20 protein-coding genes are annotated in these 25,917 nt (G+C 57.1%); 7 read left to right on the forward strand and 13 right to left on the reverse strand.

Translation table 11 applies throughout. The features are described from left to right. The first annotated feature begins 74 nt into the window (after positions 1–74). The 4 genes from J4772_RS08430 (at position 75) to J4772_RS08445 (ending at position 3,431) form a co-directional block, all read left to right on the forward strand. Positions 75–1,043, forward strand: coding sequence for a tRNA modification radical SAM protein MnmL/YtqA (locus J4772_RS08430; protein WP_371822836.1), 969 nt, complete (start codon positions 75–77; stop codon positions 1,041–1,043). A 137-nt stretch (positions 1,044–1,180) separates the two neighbouring features. Then, positions 1,181–1,759 (forward strand): tRNA 5-(aminomethyl)-2-thiouridylate-methyltransferase MnmM, encoded by a 579-nt coding sequence (locus tag J4772_RS08435; RefSeq protein WP_209074867.1) that lies wholly within the window; start codon positions 1,181–1,183, stop codon positions 1,757–1,759. 25 nt (positions 1,760–1,784) lie between these two features. Then, positions 1,785–2,756, forward strand: a complete 972-nt coding sequence (locus J4772_RS08440) for a type I phosphomannose isomerase catalytic subunit (protein WP_209074868.1) — start codon at positions 1,785–1,787, stop codon at positions 2,754–2,756. Positions 2,757–2,909: 153 nt separating this feature from the next. Continuing rightward, on the forward strand, positions 2,910–3,431 hold the full coding sequence (locus J4772_RS08445; protein ID WP_209074869.1) for a hypothetical protein: 522 nt from the start codon (positions 2,910–2,912) through the stop codon (positions 3,429–3,431). 79 nt (positions 3,432–3,510) lie between these two features. Here J4772_RS08445 and J4772_RS08450 read toward each other — a convergent pair whose 3' ends face one another. After that, the gene (locus tag J4772_RS08450; protein ID WP_209074870.1) at positions 3,511–3,996 is read right to left on the reverse strand and encodes a GAF domain-containing protein; all 486 of its coding nucleotides are present in this window, start codon (positions 3,994–3,996) and stop codon (positions 3,511–3,513) included. 22 nt (positions 3,997–4,018) lie between these two features. Then, positions 4,019–4,993 (reverse strand): aldo/keto reductase, encoded by a 975-nt coding sequence (locus J4772_RS08455; RefSeq protein WP_209074871.1) that lies wholly within the window; start codon positions 4,991–4,993, stop codon positions 4,019–4,021. Positions 4,994–5,266: 273 nt separating this feature from the next. Between J4772_RS08455 and J4772_RS08460 the strand changes: the two genes are divergently transcribed. Next, complete coding sequence (locus tag J4772_RS08460; protein ID WP_209074872.1) at positions 5,267–5,797, forward strand: MogA/MoaB family molybdenum cofactor biosynthesis protein; 531 nt, start codon at positions 5,267–5,269, stop codon at positions 5,795–5,797. A 233-nt stretch (positions 5,798–6,030) separates the two neighbouring features. On the opposite strand, the gene J4772_RS08465 is transcribed toward J4772_RS08460, so the two are convergent. From J4772_RS08465 to J4772_RS08515, 11 genes are all read right to left on the reverse strand, one after another. Further along, the gene (locus tag J4772_RS08465; RefSeq protein WP_209074873.1) at positions 6,031–6,990 is read right to left on the reverse strand and encodes an acetylxylan esterase; all 960 of its coding nucleotides are present in this window, start codon (positions 6,988–6,990) and stop codon (positions 6,031–6,033) included. A 125-nt stretch (positions 6,991–7,115) separates the two neighbouring features. After that, positions 7,116–8,105, reverse strand: coding sequence for an L-glyceraldehyde 3-phosphate reductase (gene mgrA / locus J4772_RS08470; protein WP_209074874.1), 990 nt, complete (start codon positions 8,103–8,105; stop codon positions 7,116–7,118). Positions 8,106–8,127: 22 nt separating this feature from the next. Further along, positions 8,128–9,873 (reverse strand): B12-binding domain-containing radical SAM protein, encoded by a 1,746-nt coding sequence (locus J4772_RS08475; protein WP_209074875.1) that lies wholly within the window; start codon positions 9,871–9,873, stop codon positions 8,128–8,130. 125 nt (positions 9,874–9,998) lie between these two features. Then, a complete protein-coding gene (locus J4772_RS08480) occupies positions 9,999–11,345 on the reverse strand; it encodes a GH1 family beta-glucosidase (protein ID WP_209074876.1) in 1,347 nt (448 codons plus the stop codon). A gap of 99 nt (positions 11,346–11,444) precedes the next feature. Then, entirely contained in the window at positions 11,445–12,482 is a 1,038-nt protein-coding gene (locus J4772_RS08485) for a hypothetical protein (RefSeq protein ID WP_209074877.1), read from the reverse strand. Between the two features lie 689 nt (positions 12,483–13,171). Further along, positions 13,172–18,094, reverse strand: a complete 4,923-nt coding sequence (locus J4772_RS08490) for an S-layer homology domain-containing protein (protein ID WP_209074878.1) — start codon at positions 18,092–18,094, stop codon at positions 13,172–13,174. A 56-nt stretch (positions 18,095–18,150) separates the two neighbouring features. Further along, positions 18,151–19,098 (reverse strand): DUF1861 family protein, encoded by a 948-nt coding sequence (locus J4772_RS08495; protein ID WP_209074879.1) that lies wholly within the window; start codon positions 19,096–19,098, stop codon positions 18,151–18,153. 16 nt (positions 19,099–19,114) lie between these two features. Next, positions 19,115–20,842, reverse strand: coding sequence for a DUF3502 domain-containing protein (locus J4772_RS08500; RefSeq protein WP_209074880.1), 1,728 nt, complete (start codon positions 20,840–20,842; stop codon positions 19,115–19,117). A gap of 61 nt (positions 20,843–20,903) precedes the next feature. Beyond that, complete coding sequence (locus J4772_RS08505) at positions 20,904–21,797, reverse strand: carbohydrate ABC transporter permease (RefSeq protein ID WP_116065436.1); 894 nt, start codon at positions 21,795–21,797, stop codon at positions 20,904–20,906. Positions 21,798–21,870: 73 nt separating this feature from the next. Then, positions 21,871–22,782 (reverse strand): ABC transporter permease, encoded by a 912-nt coding sequence (locus tag J4772_RS08510; RefSeq protein ID WP_209074881.1) that lies wholly within the window; start codon positions 22,780–22,782, stop codon positions 21,871–21,873. 12 nt (positions 22,783–22,794) lie between these two features. Beyond that, positions 22,795–23,865 (reverse strand): glycoside hydrolase family 130 protein, encoded by a 1,071-nt coding sequence (locus J4772_RS08515; RefSeq protein WP_209074882.1) that lies wholly within the window; start codon positions 23,863–23,865, stop codon positions 22,795–22,797. 364 nt (positions 23,866–24,229) lie between these two features. Between J4772_RS08515 and J4772_RS08520 the strand changes: the two genes are divergently transcribed. Continuing rightward, entirely contained in the window at positions 24,230–25,243 is a 1,014-nt protein-coding gene (locus J4772_RS08520; RefSeq protein WP_209074883.1) for a substrate-binding domain-containing protein, read from the forward strand. A gap of 350 nt (positions 25,244–25,593) precedes the next feature. Then, positions 25,594–25,911, forward strand: a complete 318-nt coding sequence (locus J4772_RS08525; RefSeq protein WP_209074884.1) for a PadR family transcriptional regulator — start codon at positions 25,594–25,596, stop codon at positions 25,909–25,911. The last annotated feature ends 6 nt before the right edge of the window (positions 25,912–25,917 follow it).

Genomic DNA, 25,917 nt, shown 5'->3' on the forward strand with positions numbered 1-25,917 from the left:
TAACAGCCGCTCTCGCAATTTGGCCCGAGATTCGCTACAATTAATACCGACTTCTGCAAAGGACGGATGCAACGATGGACATGACCGAAACGGAACAACGAGCTCCACTGCTCTGGACGGGCAAAAGATTTCATACATGGAATTACGAAATGCGCGAGACGTTCGGAACGAAAATTTTCAAGGTGATGCTCGACGCCGGGTTTACTTGCCCTAACCGGGACGGCACAATTGCCGCGGGCGGCTGCACGTTCTGCAGCACGAGAGGCTCCGGAGATTTCGCCGGCAGCCGGCGCGACGATCTCGTATCCCAGTTCAATCAAATACGCGACCGTCAGCATTTGAAGTGGCCGGAGGCGAAATATATCGGCTACTTCCAGGCATACACGAACACCTACGCTCCGGTGAAGACGCTGCGGGAATACTACGAGGTCATTCTGGAGCAGCCCGGCGTCGTCGGATTGTCCATCGCCACCCGCCCGGACTGCTTGCCGGACGATGTCGTCGATTATTTGGCCGAGCTGAACGAGCGCACTTATTTATGGGTTGAGATGGGTCTTCAGACGATCCATGAATCGACCTCGCAGCTCATCAACCGTGCTCACGACACGGAATGCTTCGTCGATGCGGTTCGGCGGCTGAGGGAACGAGGTATCCGCGTGTGCGCCCACATTATTCACGGCCTGCCGGGAGAGACGCGGGAGATGATGCTGGATACGGTGCGAACCGTCGCCGGCATGGACGTGCAGGGCATTAAAATCCACCTGCTCCACCTCATGCGCAAAACGCCGATGGTGCGCCAGTGGAAAGATGGGCTGCTGCGTTTCCTCGAGATGGACGAATACGTATCGCTCGTCGTCGACTCGCTGGAGCTGCTTCCGCCGGAGATGATCGTCCACCGCTTGACGGGAGACGCCCCGCGCGATCTGCTGATCGGGCCGATGTGGAGCCTGCGCAAATGGGAAGTGCTGAACGCCATCGACGACGAGTTGACCCGCCGCGACAGCTGGCAGGGCAAAGCCTGGGAGGGGACGTCCCGTACGTAACCTCTTCGGCCTCGCCGTTTAACGGATAGGACAGGACATGGACTGAGAGGGGAAAAGTCCCATACGGGCAGCCCCCTTTGGCTCTCGCCGTTCAGGTGACAGCTGACAAGTCAAAGATTGGGAGGAGCTAGAAACGCATGGGTTTTCTCTCCGTGCTTAGTCAGGCGCAGCGCTGGGTGAAGGAGCGCGCGGGGCCGGGCGACTGCGTCGTGGACGCGACGGCCGGCAACGGCTCGGATACGTTGTTTCTGGCGCAATCCGTCGGCCCGCGAGGTCGGGTATTCGCCTTCGACGTGCAGGCGGCGGCGCTGGAAAACACTCGCCGCCGCTTGGCGGGCGAGCCGGACGGCAAAGCGCTTGCTCCGGCGGAGCTGGTGCTGGCCGGCCACGAGACGATGGAGGCGGCGCTGCCCGCCGAGCTGCACGGCCGCATAGCCGCGGTGATGTTCAACCTCGGCTACTTGCCCGGCGCCTCTTCCCCGCTAATCACGCTGCCCGGTACGACGCTGGCCGCGCTGGAAGCGGCGGTCCGTCTGCTGCGCCCCGGCGGAGCGCTTACCGTTGTCGTCTACCCCGGCCACGAAGGCGGCAAAGACGAAGCGGACGCCGTTGAAGCTTGGGCGGCGGAGCTTCCGCAGACGACCGCTCAGACCGTTGTCTATCGTTTCCCGCAGAAGCCGGCTTCGCCTTATCTCATTGCATTAACCAAACGATAATCGACTATTAGGAGGCTATAACGAAATGAGCGTACAACCTTATCCGCTGCATTTTAAACCGGAATTCAAAGAAAGAGTGTGGGGAGGCCGCGCGCTGGAGAAGTTCGGCTTCGACGTGCCCGCAGGCGCGATCGGCGAAGGCTGGATGATCGCCGACCACCCGAACGGCGTATCGCATGTCACGAACGGAGCGTTCGCGGGCAAAGGTCTGGATGAGATCCGCGAAGCGGTCGGCGAAGCCTGGTTCGGGACGAAGGGCGGCGCTTCCGGCAACGGACGTTTTCCGCTGCTGATCAAGCTGCTCGACTGCAATGACGACCTGTCGATCCAGGTTCACCCGAACGATACGTACGAGAAGCTTCCGCAAGGCGAACTCGGCAAGACGGAAATGTGGTACGTGCTGGACGCCAAGCCGGATGCGAAAATCATTTACGGCCTGAAGCCGGGCGTCGATCGTGATGCGATGGCCCAAGCGATCGAGGAAAACCGGATTATGGACTGCTTGCAAGAGGTATCCGTCAAGGCGGGCGACACGTTCTACATTCCGGCCGGAACGGTGCATGCGCTGTGCGCGGGCGTCGTCGTGGCGGAAATTCAGCAAAACTCCGATACGACGTACCGGCTGTACGATTACGATCGTCCGGGTCTGGACGGCAAGCCGCGCGAGCTGCATATCGAGGATTCGCTGAACGTAACGGCTTATGAAGGCGCGGGAGCCGAGCGTATGGATACGTCGTCCGCCGTGCCGGGCGAATGGCTGACGCTGGCCAAATCGCCGTATTTCAAGACGGATAAGGGCATTGTGCGCGGGCCTTGGTCGCTGTCGACGACGGCGGACAGCTTCGTCATCGTCATCGTCTGCGAAGGCAGCGGTACGATCGGCTGGGGGAACGGCCTGGTCGACGCCAAATCCGGGGACTGCTTCCTGCTCCCGGCCAATCTGGGCGGCTACACGCTGGACGGGTCGATGACCGTGCTGCGCAGCTTGGTGCCTTAAACCGATTGATCTAGAACTTAGTTCATAAGGCATTCCCGGAAGCCTGTCGATCATTTTAGGCATAGGCTCGGCGTTTCGGGAAGGATTTTGCTTGACCCTGTCGAATACATGGCAGAACGACAGACCACACAAGTAGCGAAAGGACAGATCACGATGCGGCAGGGACTGATTATTGCTGGACTAGGCCTGGCGGTGTGGGCCGTACCGACCCTTTTCTTTCTGTTGTTCGGGGACTGGGTCCTGCTTGAAGTCGGAGAAGCTTATTTCGGAACTTCGCTGTTCCTGCTCGAAATGCTGTCGTTCCTGCTGCTGATCGGCCTAGCCTTGATCGTCAGACTAAGACTTATCAAGGAGCGCGGCTCCGCGGCCCGATTCGGGTATGCGGCTGCGGTCATCGGATTGCTGCTGAACGCTTTCGTCGTTTGGCACCGGGACTCGGTATTCTCCTCTTTCACCGAAGGACAGCATCACGCCTATGCGGTGTGGATGACATTCGCTTACGTCTTAACGCTGGTCGTGCCGGTCATAGTGGATCGCTTCGTCAGGGAGCCAGCCGAGGCGAAGGGGCCATTGGCAACCGCCGCCGTCCCCGATCCGATCGCCGAGGAACCGCTCGATTCGGAAGCGGAAGGAACGTCGAAAGAGCAAGATCAAGGGCAGCAAGCTCCGCAATAATCGAAGTGGCTTCTCGCGCGCATCATCCGATGCCGTGCGGGAAGCCTCTTTTGGGCTTGCAGACGGGGTTCCCTGTCCGTTACAGATAGGAACTAAGCGCTTCTACGAATCGGTTCAAGCCGCGGACGTCGTCCTCGTCGAAACGGGAGAAGCGGGGGCTGTCGATATCGAGTACCCCGATCAGGCGTCCGTTCCGATCCCTTAGAGGAAGAACAATCTCCGAATTCGAAGCGGCATCGCAGGCGATGTGGCCGGGATATTGGTGCACGTCGTCGACGACGATCGTTTCTCCCTTCTGCGCCGCTGCCCCGCACACGCCTTTGCCGAGAGGGATGCGAATACACGCGGGCAGTCCTTGGAACGGTCCCAGTACAAGCTCCTTCTCTCCCTCAAGCAAGTAAAAACCGACCCAATTGATTTCTTCGAGAAATTGGTTCAGCAGAGCCGAGGCGTTGGCCAGATTAGCGATGAGATTCGGCTCGTCCTTCACGAGGTGCTCCAATTGGCGCGTCAACGTCCCGTAATTTTCTTCCTTCGTTCCGGTGTAGATTTCTTTGGCGAACATGCTGCTTTCTCCTTTCGCGCAATCAGTTCGCGGCCTCTTCGCTGCGATCCGTCGCCAGCGGAGGATCGATCGACAGCGCCGTAATCTCCTTGCGCCATTCCTCGGTGAATTCCAAATCTACCGCCGCCAGCGACGGCTCCAGTTGCTCCACGCTTCGCGCTCCGATAATCGGAGCCGTAATCGCCGGATGACTCAGCACCCACGCTACCGCAAGCGTAGCCGGATGGATGCCCCGCTCGCTCGCATAAGCGGAGAACCTGTGGGCGATCGCATAGTAGGTTTCATTTTCGTAACGCTTCGTATAGTTGTTCTGCTCCACCAGTCTGCCGGTTTCCGGCCGTTTGCCGATGCCGTATTTGCCGGTCAGCAGCCCTCCCCCGAGGGGGCTGTAGCTGATGACGCCTAGTTTCTCGGATTCCGCTAACGGCAAAATCTCGACCTCGGCCTGGCGCTTGACGAGATTATACATCGGCTGGATTAACTCGAAGCCGGCCAGGCACTCCTTGGCGGAAACGCCAAGCGCTTTGGCGATCTGCCAGGCCGCCCAGTTGCTGACGGCCGGGTACAAAATTTTGCCTTGCCGGCGCAGGTCGTCCAACGCACGAACGGTCTCCTCGATCGAGGTCAGCGAATCGAATCGATGGATAAAATAAAACTCGATGCGGTCGGTCTTAAGCCGCTTCAAGCTCTGCTCCACGGCCAAAAACAGATGCCGACGCGAGGAGCCCCGGGCGTTGAGATCGGTTCCGGACGGGAAGCCGGCCTTGGAGGTAATGACCACTTCGTCCCGCCTGCCTGCGATCAATTCGCCGAGAATCTCTTCCGCCACCCCGTCGCTATAAACGTTCGCGCTGTCGAAGAAGTTGATTCCCTTGTCCAGACAACGATGAAACAATTGCTTGGACGTCTCGCGATCGGCATTGCCTCCGAACGACATCGTGCCGAAGCACAGCTCCGATACTTGAATGCCCGTCTTTCCTACCGTTTTATATTTCATTCTCTTTTACTCCTCCCGTTCTCCGCATCACAGCAGCTTTGCCCAGTTCGCCCCCGCTCCTGTCTGTAATCTACAATAGCCCTTGATCCGATCGCGCGCAACCGTTCCTCTATAGACTGTGTTATGTCCCCTTGCTCGTACTCTACTCACACTCACACTCATACTCATTGGCAAAATCGTTAGACGAGCTCTCGCCGGTTGCTCTTTTCGCTTGTCTCCGTGTCGAATATCTGTTATTTTCTAGGAAACCGATAGGGAAGGGGAACGTTCTCCATGACATCGAATTCAACCGAGCAGCACCGCCGGGAAGCTCCCGCCAGCGTCGCTTGCTCCATCATTACCGTATCCGACACGCGCACGCCGGAGACGGACAAGAGCGGACAGCTCATCCGCGAGCTGCTAGAGGCAGGCGGACATACGATCGCTGCTTACGCGATTGTGAAGGACGACTACGACGGAATCTCCGCGCTGCTGCGGGAGGCCGCGGGCAATCCTCTTGTTGAAGCCGTTCTGCTTAACGGGGGAACGGGAATTGCAGGCAGGGACACGACGTTCGAGGCGGTCCGCGATCAGCTGCACAAGGAAATGCCGGGCTTCGGCGAAATTTTCCGCTATCTCAGCTTCGCCGAGGACATCGGCTCAGCCGCCATTCTGTCCCGCGCCATCGCCGGCACGATCGGAGCGACCGCCGTCTTCTCGATGCCGGGCTCGACCGGCGCTGTCCGTCTCGCGATGACGCGCCTGGTCGTGCCGGAACTTGGCCATGTGATGCGGGAGCTGTACAAGGACAAGGTGGACAAGTAATCGCCGCGTAGGACAACTCTTGTTTTCTCGCACCGTGAGCTTGCACTTGGCAAGGGTAGGGGTACGGAATGTTTTAGGGGGGAATTGGCGGAACCGAGGCCGGGGCGCGAAGGCCAAGAAAGTGCCTTGACCGGGCCCAGGCCGGGGCGCGGAGGCTAAAACACCGTGTCCGCATGAATTCTTCGGCAAGCGAGGGAGCTGTATGATCTAAGGCCGCGTGATCAACGGGGATACTAAAGCAGCCTTGATGCGATGAACTCCAGCGCCTGACGCTGCATCTCCCCGGTCACCGCATGGCCGGTAAACGGAAACGGTACGATGCGCTTATCCCCATCGATCCGGTTGTACGCCGCGTAGATCGTCTCCGGCATCGTCACCGGGTCCTTCAGGCCGACGGTGACGAACACCGGAATGCGGATGCGGTGCGCCAGGTTCATGTTGTCGAAGTAACTAAGCGTATGGAGCACCGCCTCCAAATGGCCTGGGAACCGCTCCACGAACGAAGCCGCCTCCGTCAGCGAACTCGCCGAGTTCAAAATACCGAAATCCATATGGCACATATTCGGAATATGCGGAACTGCGATCGCCGGCTTGTCGGACAGCGCCGCGGCAATCATCGCGAGCCCTCCGCCCTGGCTGCCGCCCATCGCGCAGATGCGACCCGCATCGATCTCCGGCTGCTCGGAGGCCCAATCCAGCGCTTTGAGTGCGTCCACAGTAATCGCCTTATAATAGCAAGTATCGCGATCCAATATGCCCTGCGTCAGCCACCCTCTCGTCATACCGTAAGATTGCGGCATCAGGTTGCCCGTCTCTCCGGCCTGCCCGCGAACGTCGATGGCGAATACCGCCAATCCCATCAGCAAATAAGAAGCGTACTCCTCCGGATAGCCGCGACTGCCTCCATAGCCGTGATAAAGCACGACGCACGGAAGCTTGCGCTCTTCTCCGCGAGGAAACTTCGGCAGCAAATACCAGCCGCGAATCGGCGTCTCGTCGAAGCCTTCGTACGCAACATCGTACGCCTCCATGAACGCCATCGGCGTCTCTACGAGCGTCCTTGTCGCGTTCAACGGTTTGGCCGCATACCGCTTAAGCTCCTCGTCCCAGTATGAGTCCAGGTCGGGCTGGGCCGTCAGCGGCGGGGCCAATCGCTCCAACTCTTCTACTCTTCTCGCTACTGCATGATTCATGCTGCTTTTCTCCTCCAAGTAATTGCGGTATAACGTTATTTCAGGTCTAGGGGCGTCCCGTAAACAGTAGAGTTTGTCAGGAAAGCCCCCCGTTCTGATCTCGTGCAAGAATCTCCACTCTTATCCTAGTTCAAAATCGCTTCAATCCGAGACAACTCGTCCGCGGAGAAATCAAGCCGCTGCAGCATCGCAACGTTATCGTCGAGCTGAGCGACCTTGCTCGCCCCGATCAGCACGCTCGTCACCCGCTCGCCGCGCAGCACCCATGCCAGCGCCATCTGCGCCAACGTCTGCCCGCGCTCCGATGCGAGCTCGTTCAGTCTGCGCACTTTTTCCAACTTATCGGCGGTGATATTCCCTTCATTCAGGAATACCGATGCGCCCGCCGCCCGCGAATCCTGCGGAATGCCGCCCAGATAACGGTTCGTCAGCAGCCCCTGCTCCAGCGGCGAGAACACGATGGAGCCGACGCCGCCCTCTTCCAGCACATCCTGCAGCTCGGCTTCCATCCAGCGGTCGAACATGCTGTAGCGCGGCTGGTGAATGAGCAGCGGCGTACCGAGCTCCTTCAGGATGCGAATCGCTTCCTTCGCCTCGGGCGCACGATAGTTGGAAATGCCGACGTACAGCGCCTTGCCGGAGCGTACGGCATGATCGAGCGCCATCATCGTTTCCTCCAGCGGCGTCTCCGGATCGGGACGGTGATGGTAGAAAATATCGACATAGTCGAGGCCCATCCGCTTCAGGCTCTGGTCGAGGCTGGACAGCAAATATTTGCGCGAGCCCCATTCCCCATACGGCCCTTCCCACATATAGTAGCCCGCCTTCGTCGAGATGACGAGCTCGTCCCGGTACGGCTTCAGGTCGGAAGCCAGCAGCAATCCGAACATCTCCTCCGCCGACCCCGGAGGCGGTCCGTAGTTGTTCGCGAGATCGAAATGGGTAATGCCCAGATCAAAGGCGTGTCTCACCAAGGCTCGGCCGTTCTCGAAGGAATCGATCCCTCCGAAGTTATGCCACAATCCGAGCGATACCGCCGGGATTTTCAACCCCGAGCGCCCAACCCGGTTATACTTCATCGATGCGTAACGTTCCTTGTTCGCCACATAAACCATAATCCGTTTTCCACCTCTCGCCTTATAATTGGACTGCCGCAAGCCCCTCAGGAAGCGGCAGCGCCAGCAATTGCGGCCCTTCGCTTTCACCCGAGTATTGGAAAACAAGCAAGGACGGCCTCGTTCGATCGACCTTGCCTTCCTGCACCCATGCGCCGTAGTCGAACGGAAGCCGATCCAGCGTACTCTTCTTCTGCAGCTCGCGCTCGTCCAGGCCCAGCTTCTCGGCTGCATACTTCAACCCTGCCGACCACTCTTTTTTGTCCAGACGATCCTCCCACCAAAGCTTGCGAGGCTTGTACTTGTGCTGCAAATAGTAGTCGATGCGCAGTAAGCCGAACGCGACGTCGCGGTCCAGCTCGGGACGCGCATCATGCTCAAGGAACGCCCACAGCCGCGAGAATAAATCCTCCAACTGGTGGCCGATTCTGCTCCAGCCCCGCTCTTCCCAGTAGTCCCCGAACGCCTGGAAAAAGTCGAACGGAGACGGGTACGCCTGTACAATCAAATATTCCATCGTTCGATCCATCCGGTGAGCGTTCCAGAACTTCTCCAGCACGTCCTCTACCCGCTTGATCCGTACGATGTCGCCGAACGGCATCAGCTCGTTGCCGAGCATCTCGTACGGCGCGCGCCCCGAATAAATATACCCGTACTTGGCCGCGTCGTTGCGCAGTCCCGTTCCCCGCAGCATTTTCAGGAAGCCGAGCTGCAGCTCCTCCGGTCTGAGCGCGAACACGTCGTTAAACGTTTTGCGGAACGTATCGTAGTCCTCGTGAGGCAGTCCGGCGATCAAGTCCAGATGCTGGTCGATCTTGCCGCTCTCCTTCACCTTAACGACAGTCCGCGTCAGCTTCGCGAAGTTCTGCCGGCGCTGTACCGCCAGATTCGTCGGATCGTTCGTCGACTGCACCCCGATCTCGAAGCGGAAGACGCCCGGCGGCGCGTTCTCGGCCAGAAAATCCAGCACCTCGGGACGCATGATGTCCGCGGTAATCTCAAACTGGAACACGCAGCCGCGATGATTGTCGATCAGAAACTGAAAAATCTCCATCGCGTAATCGCGCTTGATGTTAAACGTCCGATCGACGAACTTGATCAGCTTGGCGCCGCTGTCGATCAGATAGGTCAGCTCCGCTTTCACCCGCTCCATATCGAAGTACCGCACGCCCACCTCGATGCTGGACAAGCAGAACTGGCAGCTGAACGGACAGCCGCGGCTGGTCTCGAAGTACACGACGCGGTTGCGCAGCGACGGAATATCCTCCTGGAACCGATGCGGCGAAGGAATCGTATTCAAATCCAGTTTGGGCCGTCCCGGCGTGATGACGACCTCTCCCTCCTTGCGGTAGGCCAGGCCGAATACGAAGTGATACTTGCGCTCTCCGGCAATCTGCCGCAGCAAGTCCCGGAACGTCTCCTCCCCTTCGCCCATCACGATAAAATCGACGGAGGAAAGCCGGTTCATCCAAAACTCCGTATCGTAGGACACTTCCGGTCCTCCGAGGATGATTTTCGCCTCAGGCAGCACCTTGCGCAGCATGTCGACGACGACAATCGTCTCTTCGATATTCCAGATATAACACGAAAACCCGATCACGTCGGGCTTCTTCGAGAACAGATCGGCGGCAATCCCCATCGCGGGGTCCTTGATCGTATATTCGGCAATGTCAATGTCAAACTCGTCCTGAGCGTAGGCTTTCAAATATCTCAGGGCGAGCGAGGTGTGAATATATTTGGCGTTAAGCGTCGCTAAGACGACTTTCATGGCAGGCTCCTCTTTCGGCATAAGGCTTTTCCTTATTGTAACGGATAATCGGCAAGGAAGAAAACCTTTTGCGCGAAGCTGGAGAAAGGGCGATTGCTCGCCCTCCTGTACGCCGTTCGCAGCTATTATACTTCAAATCCATTCTTCCCAATGACATCCTGGATAAAATAGTAGCTGATCTTCGGATGGCGCTCCAGCGTTTCGTAATTCGTATAGACGATGCCGAAGCGTTTGCGGTAGCCTTCCGCCCACTCGAAGTTGTCGAGCAAAGACCAGGCGAAGTATCCCTTCAGCGGCACACCGGAACCGATCAAGCGATGACACTGGATAAAATGCTTGCGATAATAGTCGGTACGCTGGACGTCATGCACGCGGTTGTCAGCGGTCAGTTCGTCCTCGTAGCAGGCCCCATTCTCGGTGATGTAGATCGGCGTATCGCCGTATTCCTCATGCACCCAGCTTAGCACCTTGTACAGTCCGTCCGCATAGACGTTCCAGTCCATATACGTCTTATCGAAGCCGATTTGCACTTCCTCGCAGTCGAACAGACCCTCGCCTTCCTTATAACGTCCGAAGCCGCCGCTGTAGTAGTTGACCCCGATAAAATCGATCTTCTGCGCGATCGTCTCCATATCTCCCGGAAGGATCGGCACCGTCGCCCCTTTGGTTTTGAACCAATCGACCATAAACTGCGGATAGCTGCCTTTGAACGTCGGATCCATAAACCATTCGTTGTTAAACGCTCGGTTGCGGCGAGCTGCCTCGATGTCTTCGGGAGAAGTCGTATACGGCTCAAACCAGTACAAGTTGTGCGTCGTGCCGATTTCTCCCGAAATACCGAGCTCGCGGAACTTCTTGACCGCCTCGCCATGCGCGACCATGCAGTGGTGGGCGACGTTGATCGCCAACTGAAGATCACGGTTGCCCGGAGCATGGGCGCCAATATAGTTGGACAGGAACGATACGCACCACGTCTCGTTAAACGTAATCCACTGCTTGATCTTGCCGTCGAATGCCTTGAACATGACTTCCGCGTAGTTCACGAACGCGTCGATCGTCTCGCGGTTGTCCCAGCCGCCTTTGTCCTGCAGCGCCTGCGGCAAATCCCAGTGATACAGCGTGGCGCAAGGCTCGATGCCCGCGGCAAGCAAGGCGTCCACGACCTTCCGGTAATACTCCAGCCCCTTCTCGTTCACGTCGCCCGTCCCTTGCGGGAAAATGCGGGGCCAGGCGATCGAGAAGCGATACGCCTTCACCCCCAACTTTTTCAACAGAGCCACGTCTTCCTCATACCGATGATAGCTGTCGCACGCCACGTCGCCGTTGTCGTCGTTGAACACCTTGCCCGGGGTATGGGAGAACGTGTCCCAGATCGACAGCCCTCGCCCGTCCTCTTGATATGCGCCCTCGATCTGATAAGAAGCCGTTGCCGTCCCCCAGACGAAATCCTGTGGAAATTGAATGTTGGCCATAAAAAAATCCCTCCGTGCCCGCTTAGAATGGAAAACGTTTTCTAAGATGTGATTTCGACGGAGGGGAGAGCAAATCCTGTATGCGATTTTGGCGTGTCTTTATTGCTTTTTAGCGGTGGGCAGCTTGGAGACGGCTTCATCCTGCAGCTTGTCGCGGAATTTCTTGACGGCCGGCACGTCCGTCTGCTCTCCGTTTTTGCCTTTGATGAATACTTGATCCTTAGATTCCGCAAGAATGTCCAGGAACTCCTTGGCGTATTGGCCCGCGATCGTTCCTGCATGAGAAGTTGCCATCCGCTCGTATTCACTCTTCAGCTCGGGCAGCACCGCGAACGTCTCGTAATCGAAAATCGGCGTATTGTTAAGTCCAATAAAATAAAAGCTCAAGTAGCGGACGTAGTAGTCCTCAGCTTGTTTTCTCTCGGGGGTGTCCGGAAACGTAACGATGTAGCTCTCGCTCGCCAACACTCTCGTCGCCAGCTCATCCCAGGAAATCACCAGTCCCGCATCCTTCGCGGACGGCGCATCGGATTCCTTCGCCATCAGCTCCAGGTAAGCTTTCATGGCTACCGAAACTTTATCCCCGAAAGCCGTCAGCTTGCCGTAATCCACGATGGGAAAATAGTAGCCCTCCGCGGTGTCGATTTTGTAGCCTCCGGCTATCGTATTCTCGACGAGTTGGCGGACGTCATCGTCCTTCAGCCCTGCGATCGCTTCCTCCGTCAGCGGCCAATCCAGCTTGGACAACGCTTGCTGCACCTTTGCGTCTTCGAAGCTTTTTTCGGCTTTCGGCAGATCCTTCTTGTAGAAGGTTTCAAGCGCGCGAATCAGCTCATCCGCTTGAGCGGGTTCTAGCGAATCCTGCCCGATCGCTTGTTTGAGCCCGGCGTACAGTTCGTTGGCCAGTTTACTGGCAAGCGTCATAGCGCGATACTCGCTCACGATCCGCTCGCCCATCTCCTGCGTCGATTCCTCAGGCGCTGCCGAACCTGACGGTACAGGCTCAGTCGCCGTTGGGGACGGCGTCGAGGTCGCGGTAGGCGTATCGGGTGCGTTATTTTTGGTCCCGCATGCGGATAGCGCAATAGACAAAACCAGCACAGATGCGGCAAATTTAATTCTTTTGTTCGTACTCATGGGTATGACCTCCCGTAAAAATGCAATGTGTCTAGTGGAGCGATTTAGTGGATTTCCGGTCGCTCTCCTGGTTATTACAACGTTTTAGGGGGCAACGATGTTGCAAAGGATTGGCGAGAGCGGAAGAATGGGCCTATTCTTGCGCCATGATCTCCCTACTATTAAACTTGTGAGACTAAAGTGGAAACAGGACGCTCTCCGCGAACCTTAAGCTCACACCGTTTTCCCGGGAGGTTCACGCAAAATGCCGGATTCGATCCTCGCGAGCTGCTTACACAATTGAAACAAACCGGACGAACAGTCGAGGATATACAACTCCGAATTCTCGAGTTAGTTAACCTGGAACAAGCCGCAAGCAAAAGCGCCTTCGGCGTACCATAGGCGCTGAAGCAATGCGCATTGCTCAAATTTACTGGGACAGAATGTTCGACTCGATCCGCTCAGGCAAAGCCTAAACGACTTGTTAGTCTAAGGCGGAAAAGCCGCGTTAAAAGTGCTGCCGCACTTTTTTGGGGGCGAATAAGGCGGGTTGTCCGCTTTAATTCCGCAAAATCGCTTATTCTGAAAAAATAAGCCCGATTTTCCTTCTTAAATCGCTTGTTTTCGCTCATTTTGTAGAATTACGGTGGATTTTCGAAAAAGCCTGCGATGCCCCTTTGACCAAGGAGCTATCGCAGGCTTTTCTGCTGTTATCGCAGCTTCTCAATGTCCATTAGTTTCACCAGCACGATCGCTGCTTCGGCACGGGTCAGCTTATCGTTAGGGCGAAGACGATTACGGTCGTCGCCTTGCAGCAATCCCGCTCCCACGGCTCGGCTCAGGCTGTTCGCGAACAAATCGGGAATGTCGGATTGATCCGCGAAATCCGCCGTCGCCCGGGCCCCCGTCGGCACTTGGACCGCCGTCTGCTTCAGCGCCCTCATTAACATAGCCGCCAACTCCGCCCTGGTGATCGTCTCCGTCGGAGCGAACCGCTCCTTCGATCTGCCCGAGACGATGCCCGCTTCGACCGCTGCCGCAACTTCATTCGCATACCAGCTTCGGGCATCTACGTCGGAGAAGCCAGTCTCCGAAATGGAAACGTCGCCGCCCTTAATTCCCAAAGCCCTAACCAGCAAGGAGGTCATCTCCGCCCGGCTTACCGCCAAGTTTTTGCCGAAATCGGCTTCCGATATGCCGTTGACGATTCTCCTGGCCGCCAGCTCGGTGATTGCCGAATAGGCCCAATGAGAAGCCGGAACGTCGCGGAAAGCTCTGACGTATTCCAGCACGCCATAAACGCTAAAGTGATTCAGGTCCGCAACGACGAGCCCGCCGGGTTCGCTCCGGCCTCCCTCGTACTCCAGACTCCTGCCGTTCAGATAATAGATGCCGGACCAGCCAGGATTCACGTCCATCCCGCTCTGCAGAACGATCCGCACGGGCTTACCGAAGGTTCTAAGCGGCAAAGCTTCCCCGTCGGGCCTAGAGAGCGAGAGCTTCAGTTCGTAGAAATCGCTTCCCCGCTTCAGCTTCGCGTTAACGGACGAAGCGGCATCCTTCAACATCGCATCCGCGTCTCCATCCGCCAACCGTACGACCTCAAGGTCGAAGGCCCACTCCTTCATCCCCGCCGTTCTGGCTTGCTCGATCAGATCCGCAGCGAGGCCAGCAGGAAACGTCAGGCCGATCCCCTGCCCCGCGAACTCGATCGGACCGGACTCCAGCTCTTCCAAGAGCTTTTGCGGAATTCGAATCTCGTTCGTGCCTTCAGGGATTACGATCCGGGTGCCTCCTCCCTGACGAGGAAGCAGATGCGCCTTAGTGACTTCAAGCCTTCCGTCCGCGTTCGGCTCGGAAACCGGCGCAGAGCCTCCGCCTCCGCTCCCGCCGGAAGACCCGCTTCCGGAACTCCGGATCACTTCGAAGCCGACGCTCGCTTCGCCCGATGCGGTCGATGCTTTCGCGCGATAGGCTCCCGGCGCGGTAGCGGCCGGGATGCCGAGCACCGCTGCGAATCGGCCGTCGGCATCCGTCTTGGCCGACGCACTCCCGCCAAGCGCGGATACCGTTACGTTCTCGCCTGCGACAGGCGTTCCGCTGCCCGCCTGCGTCACCGTCCCCGCAAGCCGCAAGGCGGAGCCCGCGACTATAGCGGCCGTCGGCGAATCCAGCAAGATCGTTTGTCTGCCGTCCACCTGCGCCGCGGCGCCGACCGCCAGCGTTCCGGATAGACTGTCGCGCAGCGCCTTCGCCGATCCGCCGCCCGGCAACGTATACGTCGCATAAGAGATCGCCGGATACAAAATAATCGCATCGATATCGGCAGGAACGGACTCATCGGGATTTTCCAGAACCAACGTCGCCACGCCTTGCGCTAGCTCTACCGAATCGATCCGCCGAATCTGCACGACATCGTTGCCCGTACCCTTGAGAGCTGCCGTCTTCGGTTCAAGCGCGTTAAAGCCGACATTCACCTTGGCGTTCGGATTCGCGATATAGCTCAGCATGACGTCGTATTTCCCGGCTTCAGGCACCTCGATATCGAAGCTTCTCCGTTGCCCGGAAGGGATCTGCACGTAACTCGACCCGGACAGATCGGTGTTCGAGTACCGGATCTCCGGCACGCTCATCCGGTAAAGCTTGCCTTCCGTGACCATCGCGTAGCCTTCATGCGGAGGGTTCTTCATCGAAACGACATCGAAGCGGATTTCCAGCTTCGTCGTCCCCTCCGGAATTTTGGCGACCGGCGTCGTCTTCACCGAACTCGATCCGGCATACCACGTACGCGGATGATACTTCATGTCGTTCGCGTCCGCGACGCGGACTCTGTCTCCGTTAGGCAGTACCGCGTACACCTCGGCCTTCAACGACGTATCGAATTCCACCCTCGCCGCGAATTCCAGCTTGACCGCATCCCCGGCTTGGAATCCTCCTGTAGCTCCGCCAACCGGAAGCTCGGTTTTGAGCCAGCTTCCATTAAACAGACGCATATTGTTATAACCCGTCGCGGCGACGAACAACGCCTTCGATCCCGTCCAACCGGGATAAACCTCCCGCTCTCCCGTCAGAGCTTGAACGTCCTCGTAGATTTTCGCTTCGTCCGTCCCCGAGTCCGCATCCTGCTTAACGAGCGCAGCGTTCGGATCGTTCAGATCGCCGTTCGGGAATACCAATCTTTCGTCCGGAGGGGCCGCTCGTTGGTACAACGCCTCCGCCTCCAGCGTCAATGCCGGATTGCCCGCCGTCTTGCGGGCGTACAGATAGGCTTCCGCGATCGGATTTTCCAGCACTCGGGCCAAGCCGCGTATGGCTTCGTCCAGCGATTCGGCTCCGCTGTTGATGTTGACCTCGCTGTCGTAGAAGCCGTCGTACGCATAGCCTTGCGTCTCATTGAACATCGGGAATCCGCGCTCGTTGTTCCCCGTCCACCACGATGCCGCGATTCCGGCTAGCTCCGCGTATTTCGCTTGGCCCGTTACTTCGTAAAGCGCAAGCAGGTTGTCGACGTAGCTGGCCGTTCCGTAGTTGATCTGCGGATACGGCTTCTTGTTCGGATGCATCGTCTCCGCTCGGCCGGAGATCAGCAGGTCGGACAGGAAGCTGTCCGCCGCGTGCTCGGCCGCTTCGATCCAGGCCGGAACGCCGGCGATCCGGCCGGCATAAGCCATCGCCCGAATCTGAACGCTGCCCCACTCGTCCCAATTGTAGATTCCCGGCATGCCTTCGTAGCGGTGCATGTATCCGCCGTAAGGGTAATCCCGGAAATCCCCGGCCCGAGTGGCCGCGACCGCTTCGCCCAGCTTGCGAACGGATTCCCGGATCGCGGACTTCGTCGCGGCGTTGTCGGCTACTTTGTCATGCTCCGCCAACGCGTTGATCGCCGCCGATGTGAGCCAGGAATCTCCGTAGAGCAGCCATTTGGCCGTCCGAATTCCGCCGGCTTCCACGTATTGGCCGTAGTACGGATCCGTCATCTCCTTAAGACGTTTCAAGCAAAGCGCAAGGCGGTCCTTCACCCGGCCGGCCAACGCGGCATCGTCCGCTTGGAGCAGCGGCAAGGCCGTCGCGAACGCTTCGTAAGAGCGTACCGCCCACCAGCTGAAGCTTTTACGCGAAGAAGCGCTATCCTTCGGCCGAATCGTGCCGTCCGGATCCTGAACGACGAAGTTGTCGAAGTCTCCGTCCTCGTGCTGCATCCACATGAGGAACTCGAGTCCTCGTTTGATCTTGTCGTAGCTGAGCGCATCGCCGTACAGACCGAAGTGTTCCGCGTAAGCGATGACCGCGCGCGAAACGTCGTCCACCGCGGCGAAGCCTTCCTGGGGATCGCCTACCCAGGCGTACCCTTTGGAAGGGTCGCTCCGGTCGATCGGCTCGGAATACAGGTGCGTGACCATCATCGGCACGCCGCCGATCTCGACATTCTCGTTCATGAAATTAAAGTGCTTCAGGTTCAGATAGAATTCTTCCCCGATGCGAAGACCGAATTTCTTGAAATAAACGAGATCCTTGGCGGTCAATTGTCCGTCTTCGTCGAAGTCCCCGGCAGGATCGAACGTGCCGCCGACGATGCGTTCTTCGAGCCAAACTCCGTCCGCCTCGTCAACCGTTCCGTCGCGGTTCAAGTCGTAGACCGAGGCCGCGGATCTTTCCGCCGTTAACGTTAACCCCTTCAACCGGACGGGAACGTTCGTATCGTTGTGAAGCTCGATCCAGAGCTCCGTCGATGCCGCATCGATCATGCCCTCCGCCGCGATCACCCGGCCTGCGGCCGAGAACCATCGACCGCGCGGAGTCCCGGCGATGTCGTCGATATCTCGAAGCGTGTTGCTTCCGGCGTTTAAGCGAACGAACACACTGTCCGTACGGTTAACCGCCGTCGGGACGAACAGGTTCGCCTTGACGCCGACCTTGTCTCCGGCTTGCGGCAAAGCCGGCAAGTTGCCGATCGGAAGGCTGCGCCAAGCCGCCGCCCCGGGCTCCAGATAGACGCCGGTGCTTACGGAGACCTTGTCGTTATACTCCCAGTTACCAGTCAGCGGCCCGGAGAAATCCCCGTTCGGAACCGCGTACGGCTTGACCCGGTCAGCGGCGTCTATCCCCCACGCTTCGACTCGCGTTACCTCGATTGTTCCCGCCGTATCGTTGTGCAGCTCAATCCAGAGCTGATCTTGACCTGGAGGAATCCTGCCGTTTAATTCCTTGGCCTGGGAGAGCAGTTCGACCGGCGCCTCTCGCGGCACGCCGGCCAGACTGCTCGCCTCCGCCAATTGCCCTCCCGCAACCAATCGCACCGTTACGTTGTCGTCCGTCGTAACGTCGCTGCTCAGTATCGCATACACCTTCGCGTAGACAGCGTCGCTTACACTAGGCCCATCTGCGTCGTTCGTGATGGATATCGGCTGCCAGACGGCCGCTCCCGGCTCCAGAATCAACGTCCGCTCGGCCCTGATTTTATCCGTCGCGCCGGGCGAATTGTTGTTGTCCCACCCGGTCAAGCCTTGGCTGAAATCGCCGTTATTCAGCGCGTATGAAACTTGAATCGTATCCCCCGTCGAAGCGATTGCCGTAGATGTCCATACAGGGATCAAGAGCGTTAAGGATAACAGAAAAGCCGTAAGCCGCTTCATGATCATCCCTCCCCATAGTCATGCGACGATTGTTTCTACGATAGCGATCGTTTGCGTTAATGCTCGTATTCCAGGAACGGGTCCTCGATCTCGATGCGGTAAGCTTCGGCGTCGCTCGCCCCGACGTACAGGTCGGCGAAACCTCCGGCCTTTCGCACGAGCCCGCCGCTGAAGACAACGTCTTGCAGATCCGGCCGCTTGGTTTCGCCCGGAGGGAAGCTGCCGCGCGTCGCGATGATTTTCATCCGCGTGGCTTCGCCGCTTGCCGGGTCGACGGCGAACGTCATCGCCCGGTACCGTCTGTCGCCTCCGTCGAACTCGGCGACGTGTCCGAGCACGCCGACCCAACCGTTCGAGAGCAGATGAGCCTCGTTGGCCCCGCCCCACTCCAGCGGAGAAAACTGTTCGTAGAAAGGCTGTGCGTCCGCGATCAGCTCGGTCGACACTTCCTCCAGCGAGCCGGCTTTCGCGAAGCCGATGACGCTGCCCGGCCCCCCGCCGAGCAAACCGCCGGGCCTGGAGAATACGCCGATCTCGCCGCTTGCGAGCTCGATCAGCCGGACGTCCTTCATCCGCGCAGGCCCCGTCAGGAACGGCCGCAGGCTGCGAACGTCGCTCCCCCGATAGAAGCGGGTCTCCCAGGAGACGATTCGCTCCGGTTCGAGAGGATCGGCGATGACGGCGACTCCGCCGAAGATCAGTTCCCCATTAATCCTCGTATAGAAAGGGTCCTGAAGCTCGTAGACGGGGTAATCGGGATGCGGAGTCCAGACGTCGTCTTGCCGCCGGAAGAAAAGAACGTTCGACCTTTCGGTCTCCCGTCCTTCCACCCGGCCCGCCAGGATGACGTCTCCGCCATCCTTGAACGGTGCCGTAATGTTGTAGACATCGCGGTCCCCTACGCCTTCGAATACGAGCCGCCGCGCCGAGCGTCCCCCGTTTTTCCCCGAGAACTCTTGCATCAACTCCGCGCAGCTTTGAAATCCGGAACGTTGTATCAGCATATCGGTCTCTTGCTCCTTATTGTCCTTCGTACGGATTCGTCTTCAAGAACTCGGAAAACTGCTTCTCCAGCTCCTGACGCACCTTCTCGTAGCCGGCTTTGTCGAACTCCTTCTGCACCTTGGCTAGCGTACCTTCGATGTCGTCGGTGACGCCGTCCCCGATCGTCCGGAGGAGCGACTTCACGTCGTTCAGCTTCGCCGTCTCGTTCTTGACGTTGTCCGTCACGAAGTTAAAGCCCGCGGACAGCTTCTTGAAGAAGAAGTTCGTATCGCCCAAGTTATTCAGCGTCGTCACCACGTCGTCAGGCGTATTCCCGTCGTAACGAACCATCGTCGGGTTCCAGGTCAGCGTAAAGCCCGGGAAGTTGTAGTTGGCCGCGGCGTCCACGCCGGCCGGAATCGAGTATTTACTGTCGCCCTCGGCCGTCCAATGCTTGCCTTCGATGCCGAACTCGAACAGGTCGTGATTGTTCAGATCGCTGAACAGCCAATCGAAAAACTGCATCGTACGCTCGATGTTCTTCGAGTTGGACGGAATAGCCGCGAAGTTCCAAGCCTTGAAGTCGCTGCCGACCGCTTTCGGCGTTCCCGTCAAATAACCGGGGTTAATAATGAAGTATCCCAGTTTCGCCCCGGGGATCGCCGTCTCAAGCTGCTGCTTCTGCGACGGATAAATGTCCAGAGTCCGCACGACGGACGCGGCTTTGCCCGACATAAACTGGCCGTCCGGATCCTTCTGGGCCAGTATGTCCTTCTCCAGGTATCCTTTCTTGTACCATTCTCTCGCCATTTTGAAGCCGGCGAGCGGATCGACGGACTTCAATTCGTCCGGCAGAAGCGCCATGAATTCGGGGTCGCTCCAAGGATTCACCGTCTTCGCCACGTACAGCGAACCGTCCGGCTTGATAGCGATGCTGCTGTTCGTGCCGGCCACATACGTCTCGAAGTTGTGTTTCGTCGTAAGCGGCGTTACCATCGTCCACAATACGTCGGAAATCAGATCCTGACTTCCGTTCCACGAAAGAGGGACCATGCCTTTCTCATTCGTCACGATGGCATCGTAATACTTCGTAAGATCCTCGACCGATTTGATCTCGGAGATCCCGTGCTTCTCCGCGAGGTCTTGGCGATAGTAGATGACTCCGCCGCCGTCGAACCCGTGCGTAAACGGAATACCGTAAATATGAGACTCGCCGTTGGCATCGATAAAGCTGTTATTTTTCAGATATTCCGGAGTAAACGCTTTCTTCAAGCCCGGGTATTGATCGTTGTTAAAGTAAGAGTCCAGATTGGCCAATTGGTTCTTCGCGATCATCTGATTGATGTTCGGGGCCGTCCACTGTGCGACGAACGCGCTGTCGACCTGCTCTCCGCCCGCGATTTTCAGGGATACCTGCTGACCGATGTTATCGAAGGTCGTGAAGTTGAATTTGAGCTTCGTATTCAAGGTGTCCTTCGTGTCCGCGTAAAACCGGTCGAGCACCGCCTGCAAGTCGTTAACGTCCGCCGTTCCCGAAGGCATGTAAAATTCCAGCGTAACTTCCTCCGGCGGCGCTTTGGCGGATTCGCCCGGTTCGCTTGACTCGCTCGGTTTCGTCGCTTCGGACGCCGACGGGGAAGCGGGCGTCGAAGCGCTCGGGGAGCCCCCGCTTTCTTTCTCGTTTTTCGAGCATGCCGCCATAACGGATAGAAGCAGCAGTAACGCGATAGCCAACGCCGTGCTTTTTCTCGTTATTCTAGTCATCCCATTAACCCTCCCGTAGATTTGAATCTATGCTAACCGGCCATGCCGGCAATAGCCTTCCTTAACCTTTCACGGCGCCGATCGTCAGTCCCTTGATAAAATATTTCTGAAGAAACGGGTACAACAGGATGATCGGACCGATCGAGACCATCGCCGTCGCTACGCGGATTCCGATCGTCGGGATCGTCTGTCCGCCCAGCGCGGCCCTGGCTGAGGCGCTAAGCGAGGAGTTCAGGAACTCCGCCTGCTGCTGAAGCCTCATGATGAGGAACTGCAGCGTGAACAGCTCTTTGTCGTTAATGAAGAGAAGCACCCGGAACCATTCGTTCCAATACCCGATTGCCGCGAACAACGCGATCGTCGCCAGAATGGGCATCGACAGCGGGAGAATGATTTTGAAATAAATATAAATCTCGCTCGCGCCGTCGATCTTCGCGGATTCCGCCAATGCTTCCGGGAGCGTAGCGAAGTAGTTTTTCATCAGGAACACGTTAAATCCGTTCAGGGCGGCCGGGATGATCAGCACCCAGAGCGTATCCTGAAGATGCAGGAAGCGGGTCGTCAAAATATAGGTCGGGACGAGGCCGCCGTTGAACACCATAGTGATATAGCAGAAAAATGAAAGCCTGTTGCGGTACTTCAGAGATTTCACCGAGAGCGGATAAGCGAACGAACTCGTCAGAAAGACGGTAAGCACGACGCCCGCAATCGTAGTCAGCACCGTAACCCCGTAGGCGCGATAGACGCTTCCCGTTCCGGTGAAGATCAGCTTGTACGCGGTCAGGTCGAAGCTGCGGACCCACAGTCCGTATCCGCTGCGAATGAGCTCCAGCTCGTTGGTGAAGGAAGCCATGAGAGCGATCCACATCGGGAGGACGCACAGGATGGAGAACAGGCCGATCGAGACGTAGAAGACCAGCATCATCGTCCGATCTCCGATAGATAGACGGTTCATAGAGGATTCTCCTTTCTCCCGGCCTCTTGGGCGTGTCTGCAAACCCGCTGTCCTCGGGATATGCAGACACGCCCTAGAAGAGCGCCGAATCTTTCTCAATTTTTCGCGTAATCCCGTTTACGGAGACGACGAGAATAAAGCCGACGAACGCCTGGAACAGACCGACTGCGGAAGACATGCCGATATCGTTGTTCATTCTCAGCGCGCGGTAGACATAGGTATCGATGACATCGGTGGTCGGCCTGAGCAGCGGGTTGTCGCCGATCAAGGCGAAGATCATCCCGAAATCCCCGTAGAAGATGCCTCCGACCGAGAGAATGAGCAGCAGGATCGTGGTCGTCTTCAGCATCGGCAGCGTCAGGTAGAGGATCGACTGGAACCGGCTGGCCCCGTCGATCTTCGCCGCCTCGAACATCTCCTGATCCATGCCGGCCAGCGTGGCCAGATAGATGACCGTTCCGAAGCCGACGCCTTTCCACAGCTTCAGGAGCACGAGGATGAGCGGCCACTTCGACGCGTCTTGATAGAAGTTGATCGGCTCCAGCCCCAGCGCCGTCAGAACGGCGTTGACGACGCCCGTATCGGTCGAAAACACGGCGATGGAGAAAATCGATACGACGGTCCAAGACAGAAAGTTGGGCAGAAACATGAACGATTGCGCCAGCTTCTTGAATCGGTTGCCGGCAACCTCGTTGAGCCCGATCGCCATGAACATCTGAACCGCCAGACCGGTGACGATAAACAAGGCATTCAAGTAAAGGGTGTTGAAGGTAATCGCCACCCAGTCGCCTGATCCGAAGAAAAACTCGAAATTGGACAGCCCGACGAACTCGCTCTTCATTCCATATAACCCGGCCATCGGGTTGTAATCCACGAAGCTTAAATACAAGCCGACCATCGGTAAATAATTGAAGACGATCAGGAACACAATTCCCGGCACGGTCAAAAGGTACAAATAGCGGTTCTTCGCAATTTCGCGCAGCATCCGATTCCCTCCTTAGGCCGTCGGCGAGGGTTCCGCAGAACCCCGCACGAGGTGGGCGACGAGGTCGTCCAGTGGAATCTCCGCGTATCCGACGCTCGTATCGCTCGCTCCGTAATACATTTTCACGACGCGGTTCTCGACGAGGACGCCGCAGGGGAAGATCACGTTGCCGAAAAAACCCTCGACCTCGAATGCTTCTTCCGGCTCCATGAACGGAAGGGCGCTTCGGGCGACGACTTTCCACGGTTCGTCCTTGTCCAGCAGCAACGCGCCCAAACAGTAGCGATTGTCTGCGTCGGCGCCGTGATAGATTTCGAGCCAGCCCTCTTCGATCTCGAAAGGCACAGCCCCGGCTCCGATCCGCCCGCCGTCCCACTCCCCTTCGCGCACGCCGATCAGATGGCGATGGTTGCCCCATAGCCGAAGATCGTCCGATTCGGCGATCCACATCTCCGGCTTGCCGTAGTGGGAGCACGAAGGCCGATGAAGCGCGTAGTATTTGCCGCCGATCCTTCTCGGGAAGATGACGACGTCCTTGTTGTCGGGATGAAACACGTTGCCTTCCCGCCGGAAGCTTGCGAAATCCTTCGTGGACAGGAGCGCCGTGCAAATCCCGTACTCCGAGATCGCCGAGTAAGTAATATAGAAAGTACCTTCGATCAACGTGATTCGCGGATCCTCTATGCCATAGCTCTCGTAGACGGAACTCGGCAGGACTGCAGGCTTATCGTCGATCTCGAACAGAATGCCGTCCCGGCTGCGGGCGACCCGGAAATGAGAAATTGAAGTTAAGTAGTTTTTGTCCGGCGTCTTGATGACTCTTACGTCCGAGAAATCGACGTTCGGTCCTCTTTCGATCGTCCGAACTCCCAATCGGTTCGTCTGAGCATCGTAGACAGGCGTATAATAGACGTCCGGGTTATCGTTGATCGGCCTCTCCGCGACGCGGAGCAACAGAATGACTTCATCCCGGTACTGGGCGACCCCGGCGTTAAAGACGCCGATGACCTCCCACCCCGCTTTGGAAGCGTTAACATCTTGCGGCGTAATAATCGGGTTTTGCGGCGATCTTGCGATCGGCATATCGCTTCTCTCCATTCCTGCTGAAATCGGAATTTGCGTCATTTACGGCCATGGGTAATTTTACCTTATGTTTGCGATTATAAATTAAGTTAAATTCAAATGTCAATCCCCATAAATAAAGTTATTTTTAAGTAACAAAACAAAGAGATTAAAGAGGGGAGAATTCTATCAGTCCTTGTTTTCTCTTGTCAGATCTAAGCGAACCGGGAATCTTCCCTATCGTTCGATTCCTCAGCTGTTCATGTCCTTTCGGCTGTTTTGTAAAGTAACTTTCTCGTCTCCATTGCTAATAATTGACTTGTAAAGTTACTTTCGTTTATATTTTATGAAAAGAGAACATTATTATTCTTAGGAGCTAGCCATTATGCAATCGAGAAAAGTAACGTTGGATACGATAGCAAACCGCTTGGGCATTACGAAGGTAAGCGTCTCCAAAGCGCTTAACAATCAACCGGGCGTTAGCGAAAGCCTGCGCAAAAAGATACTTCAAACCTCGAGCGAACTCGGCTATCTTCCTAAAAGCGCGTCCAAGCAAGCCAATAACGTCTCCAAGCTGGGGATCGTCGTGCCGAAGCGCTTCTTCCTCGACACCGACAACTTCTATACGAAAATTTACTACCACATGAATCAGGAATGCACGCAGCTGGGAATCAGCCTGTCCATCTATCTGCTCGATCCGGAGCAGGAACAAAGTCGCGCGCTCCCTCTCTCCCTGGCCCAGGACGCCTCGGAGCTGAGCGGCCTCTTCATTGCCGGCGAAGTGAGCGACAGCTACGTCGAACTGCTGGCCGCCCATGCTTTCCCGGTAATCGCCATCGATTTCTACAAAACGGATCTTGAGCTCGATTGCGTCATTCCGGACAACTTCCAGTCCGGTTACGCGGTCACTAAGTACTTGATAGACAGAGGCCACTCCCAGATCGGCTTCGTCGGCAACCCGCGCTATACGACCAGTGTCATGGATCGTTATTGCGGCTACTTAAAAGCCCTCAATACCTACCAGCTGGAGGCGCCCCCGGACTGGCTGCTCGTCAACAACGACGACGACGGGACTTATCAGGTCGACTTCGAGCTGCCCGCCGAGCTGCCCACGGCCTTCGTCTGCCATTGCGATATGGCCGCCTACAAGCTTTTGCTTAAGCTCCAGGCCGAAGGCGTGTCGGTCCCCGAGCAGGTGTCTCTCATCAGCTTCGACAATACCGATCTGAGCCGGACGATTTCTCCGGCCCTGACATCCGTCAACATCGGCAAGGAAGACTTCGCGGTCGAAGCCGTGTCCCGCATGCTGCACTGCATCAAACACCCGGAAGAGCCTTCGAAAAACATCTACTTGCCGAGCAAGATCATCGAACGGGACTCGGTTAGGAAACTGCATTAGCCACCGGACGACTATCGATTCGCAAAGTTCGCGCCGGGGATTCATCATCGGATCCCCGGCGCCTCCCATGATCATCGACGGACGACGTTCGTCCCGCTTCGGTGTGACTATTGATCCAGTTAGAACTCCACAACTCCCCTTACCTGCTCTCGAATTCAACGATTCCCCCCTTTCTTTTTTCGATTCCATTGTGTACCGAACAATTGTCTTCACCATGCGCATTTATACAGTTGACATATACAGTTCAACTGTATAATATAAGTTATACAGTCAGACTGTATAGTTGAACTGAACTCTGGAAGCATCCCCTAACGGATGCTTCCAGACGCTTCAAGGAGGTTAGGTTAGCCATGAACAGAGACAAAAATTTGCCTCTGACAGAAACCGTGTATTATATTCTGCTCTCCCTGATCGAACCTGCGCACGGGTACGTGATTATGCAGAAGGTCGAGGAGTTCAGCGACGGCCAGGTGAGGCTCGCTGCAGGAACGCTATACGGTGCAATCGAGAATCTGCTGAAGCTGAAATATATCCAGCCGGTCTCCACCGAGGACAAGAGAAGAAAGGTCTATCACATTACTCCCAAAGGTCAGGAAATTCTGCAGATGGATATGCAGCGCATGGAGCACATGATCAACGTAACGAAGCAAGCCCTATCGAAAATGTGAGGTGAA

This window comes from Cohnella sp. LGH (assembly GCF_017671885.1).
Classification (GTDB): Bacteria; Bacillota; Bacilli; order Paenibacillales; family Paenibacillaceae; genus Cohnella; species Cohnella phaseoli.

Coding starts and splice junctions, on each gene's coding strand:
- J4772_RS08460 (WP_209074872.1), top strand. CDS start 5,267: ATGACATCGAATTCAACCGAGCAGCACCGCCGGGAAGCTCCCGCCAGC.
- J4772_RS08485 (WP_209074877.1), bottom strand. CDS start 12,482: ATGAGTACGAACAAAAGAATTAAATTTGCCGCATCTGTGCTGGTTTTG.
- J4772_RS08520 (WP_209074883.1), top strand. CDS start 24,230: ATGCAATCGAGAAAAGTAACGTTGGATACGATAGCAAACCGCTTGGGC.
- J4772_RS08450 (WP_209074870.1), bottom strand. CDS start 3,996: ATGTTCGCCAAAGAAATCTACACCGGAACGAAGGAAGAAAATTACGGG.
- J4772_RS08525 (WP_209074884.1), top strand. CDS start 25,594: ATGAACAGAGACAAAAATTTGCCTCTGACAGAAACCGTGTATTATATT.
- J4772_RS08435 (WP_209074867.1), top strand. CDS start 1,181: ATGGGTTTTCTCTCCGTGCTTAGTCAGGCGCAGCGCTGGGTGAAGGAG.
- J4772_RS08510 (WP_209074881.1), bottom strand. CDS start 22,782: ATGCTGCGCGAAATTGCGAAGAACCGCTATTTGTACCTTTTGACCGTG.
- J4772_RS08480 (WP_209074876.1), bottom strand. CDS start 11,345: ATGGCCAACATTCAATTTCCACAGGATTTCGTCTGGGGGACGGCAACG.
- J4772_RS08495 (WP_209074879.1), bottom strand. CDS start 19,098: ATGCTGATACAACGTTCCGGATTTCAAAGCTGCGCGGAGTTGATGCAA.
- J4772_RS08445 (WP_209074869.1), top strand. CDS start 2,910: ATGCGGCAGGGACTGATTATTGCTGGACTAGGCCTGGCGGTGTGGGCC.
- J4772_RS08465 (WP_209074873.1), bottom strand. CDS start 6,990: ATGAATCATGCAGTAGCGAGAAGAGTAGAAGAGTTGGAGCGATTGGCC.
- J4772_RS08430 (WP_371822836.1), top strand. CDS start 75: ATGGACATGACCGAAACGGAACAACGAGCTCCACTGCTCTGGACGGGC.
- J4772_RS08440 (WP_209074868.1), top strand. CDS start 1,785: ATGAGCGTACAACCTTATCCGCTGCATTTTAAACCGGAATTCAAAGAA.
- J4772_RS08500 (WP_209074880.1), bottom strand. CDS start 20,842: ATGACTAGAATAACGAGAAAAAGCACGGCGTTGGCTATCGCGTTACTG.
- mgrA (WP_209074874.1), bottom strand. CDS start 8,105: ATGGTTTATGTGGCGAACAAGGAACGTTACGCATCGATGAAGTATAAC.
- J4772_RS08475 (WP_209074875.1), bottom strand. CDS start 9,873: ATGAAAGTCGTCTTAGCGACGCTTAACGCCAAATATATTCACACCTCG.
- J4772_RS08505 (WP_116065436.1), bottom strand. CDS start 21,797: ATGAACCGTCTATCTATCGGAGATCGGACGATGATGCTGGTCTTCTAC.
- J4772_RS08455 (WP_209074871.1), bottom strand. CDS start 4,993: ATGAAATATAAAACGGTAGGAAAGACGGGCATTCAAGTATCGGAGCTG.
- J4772_RS08490 (WP_209074878.1), bottom strand. CDS start 18,094: ATGAAGCGGCTTACGGCTTTTCTGTTATCCTTAACGCTCTTGATCCCT.
- J4772_RS08515 (WP_209074882.1), bottom strand. CDS start 23,865: ATGCCGATCGCAAGATCGCCGCAAAACCCGATTATTACGCCGCAAGAT.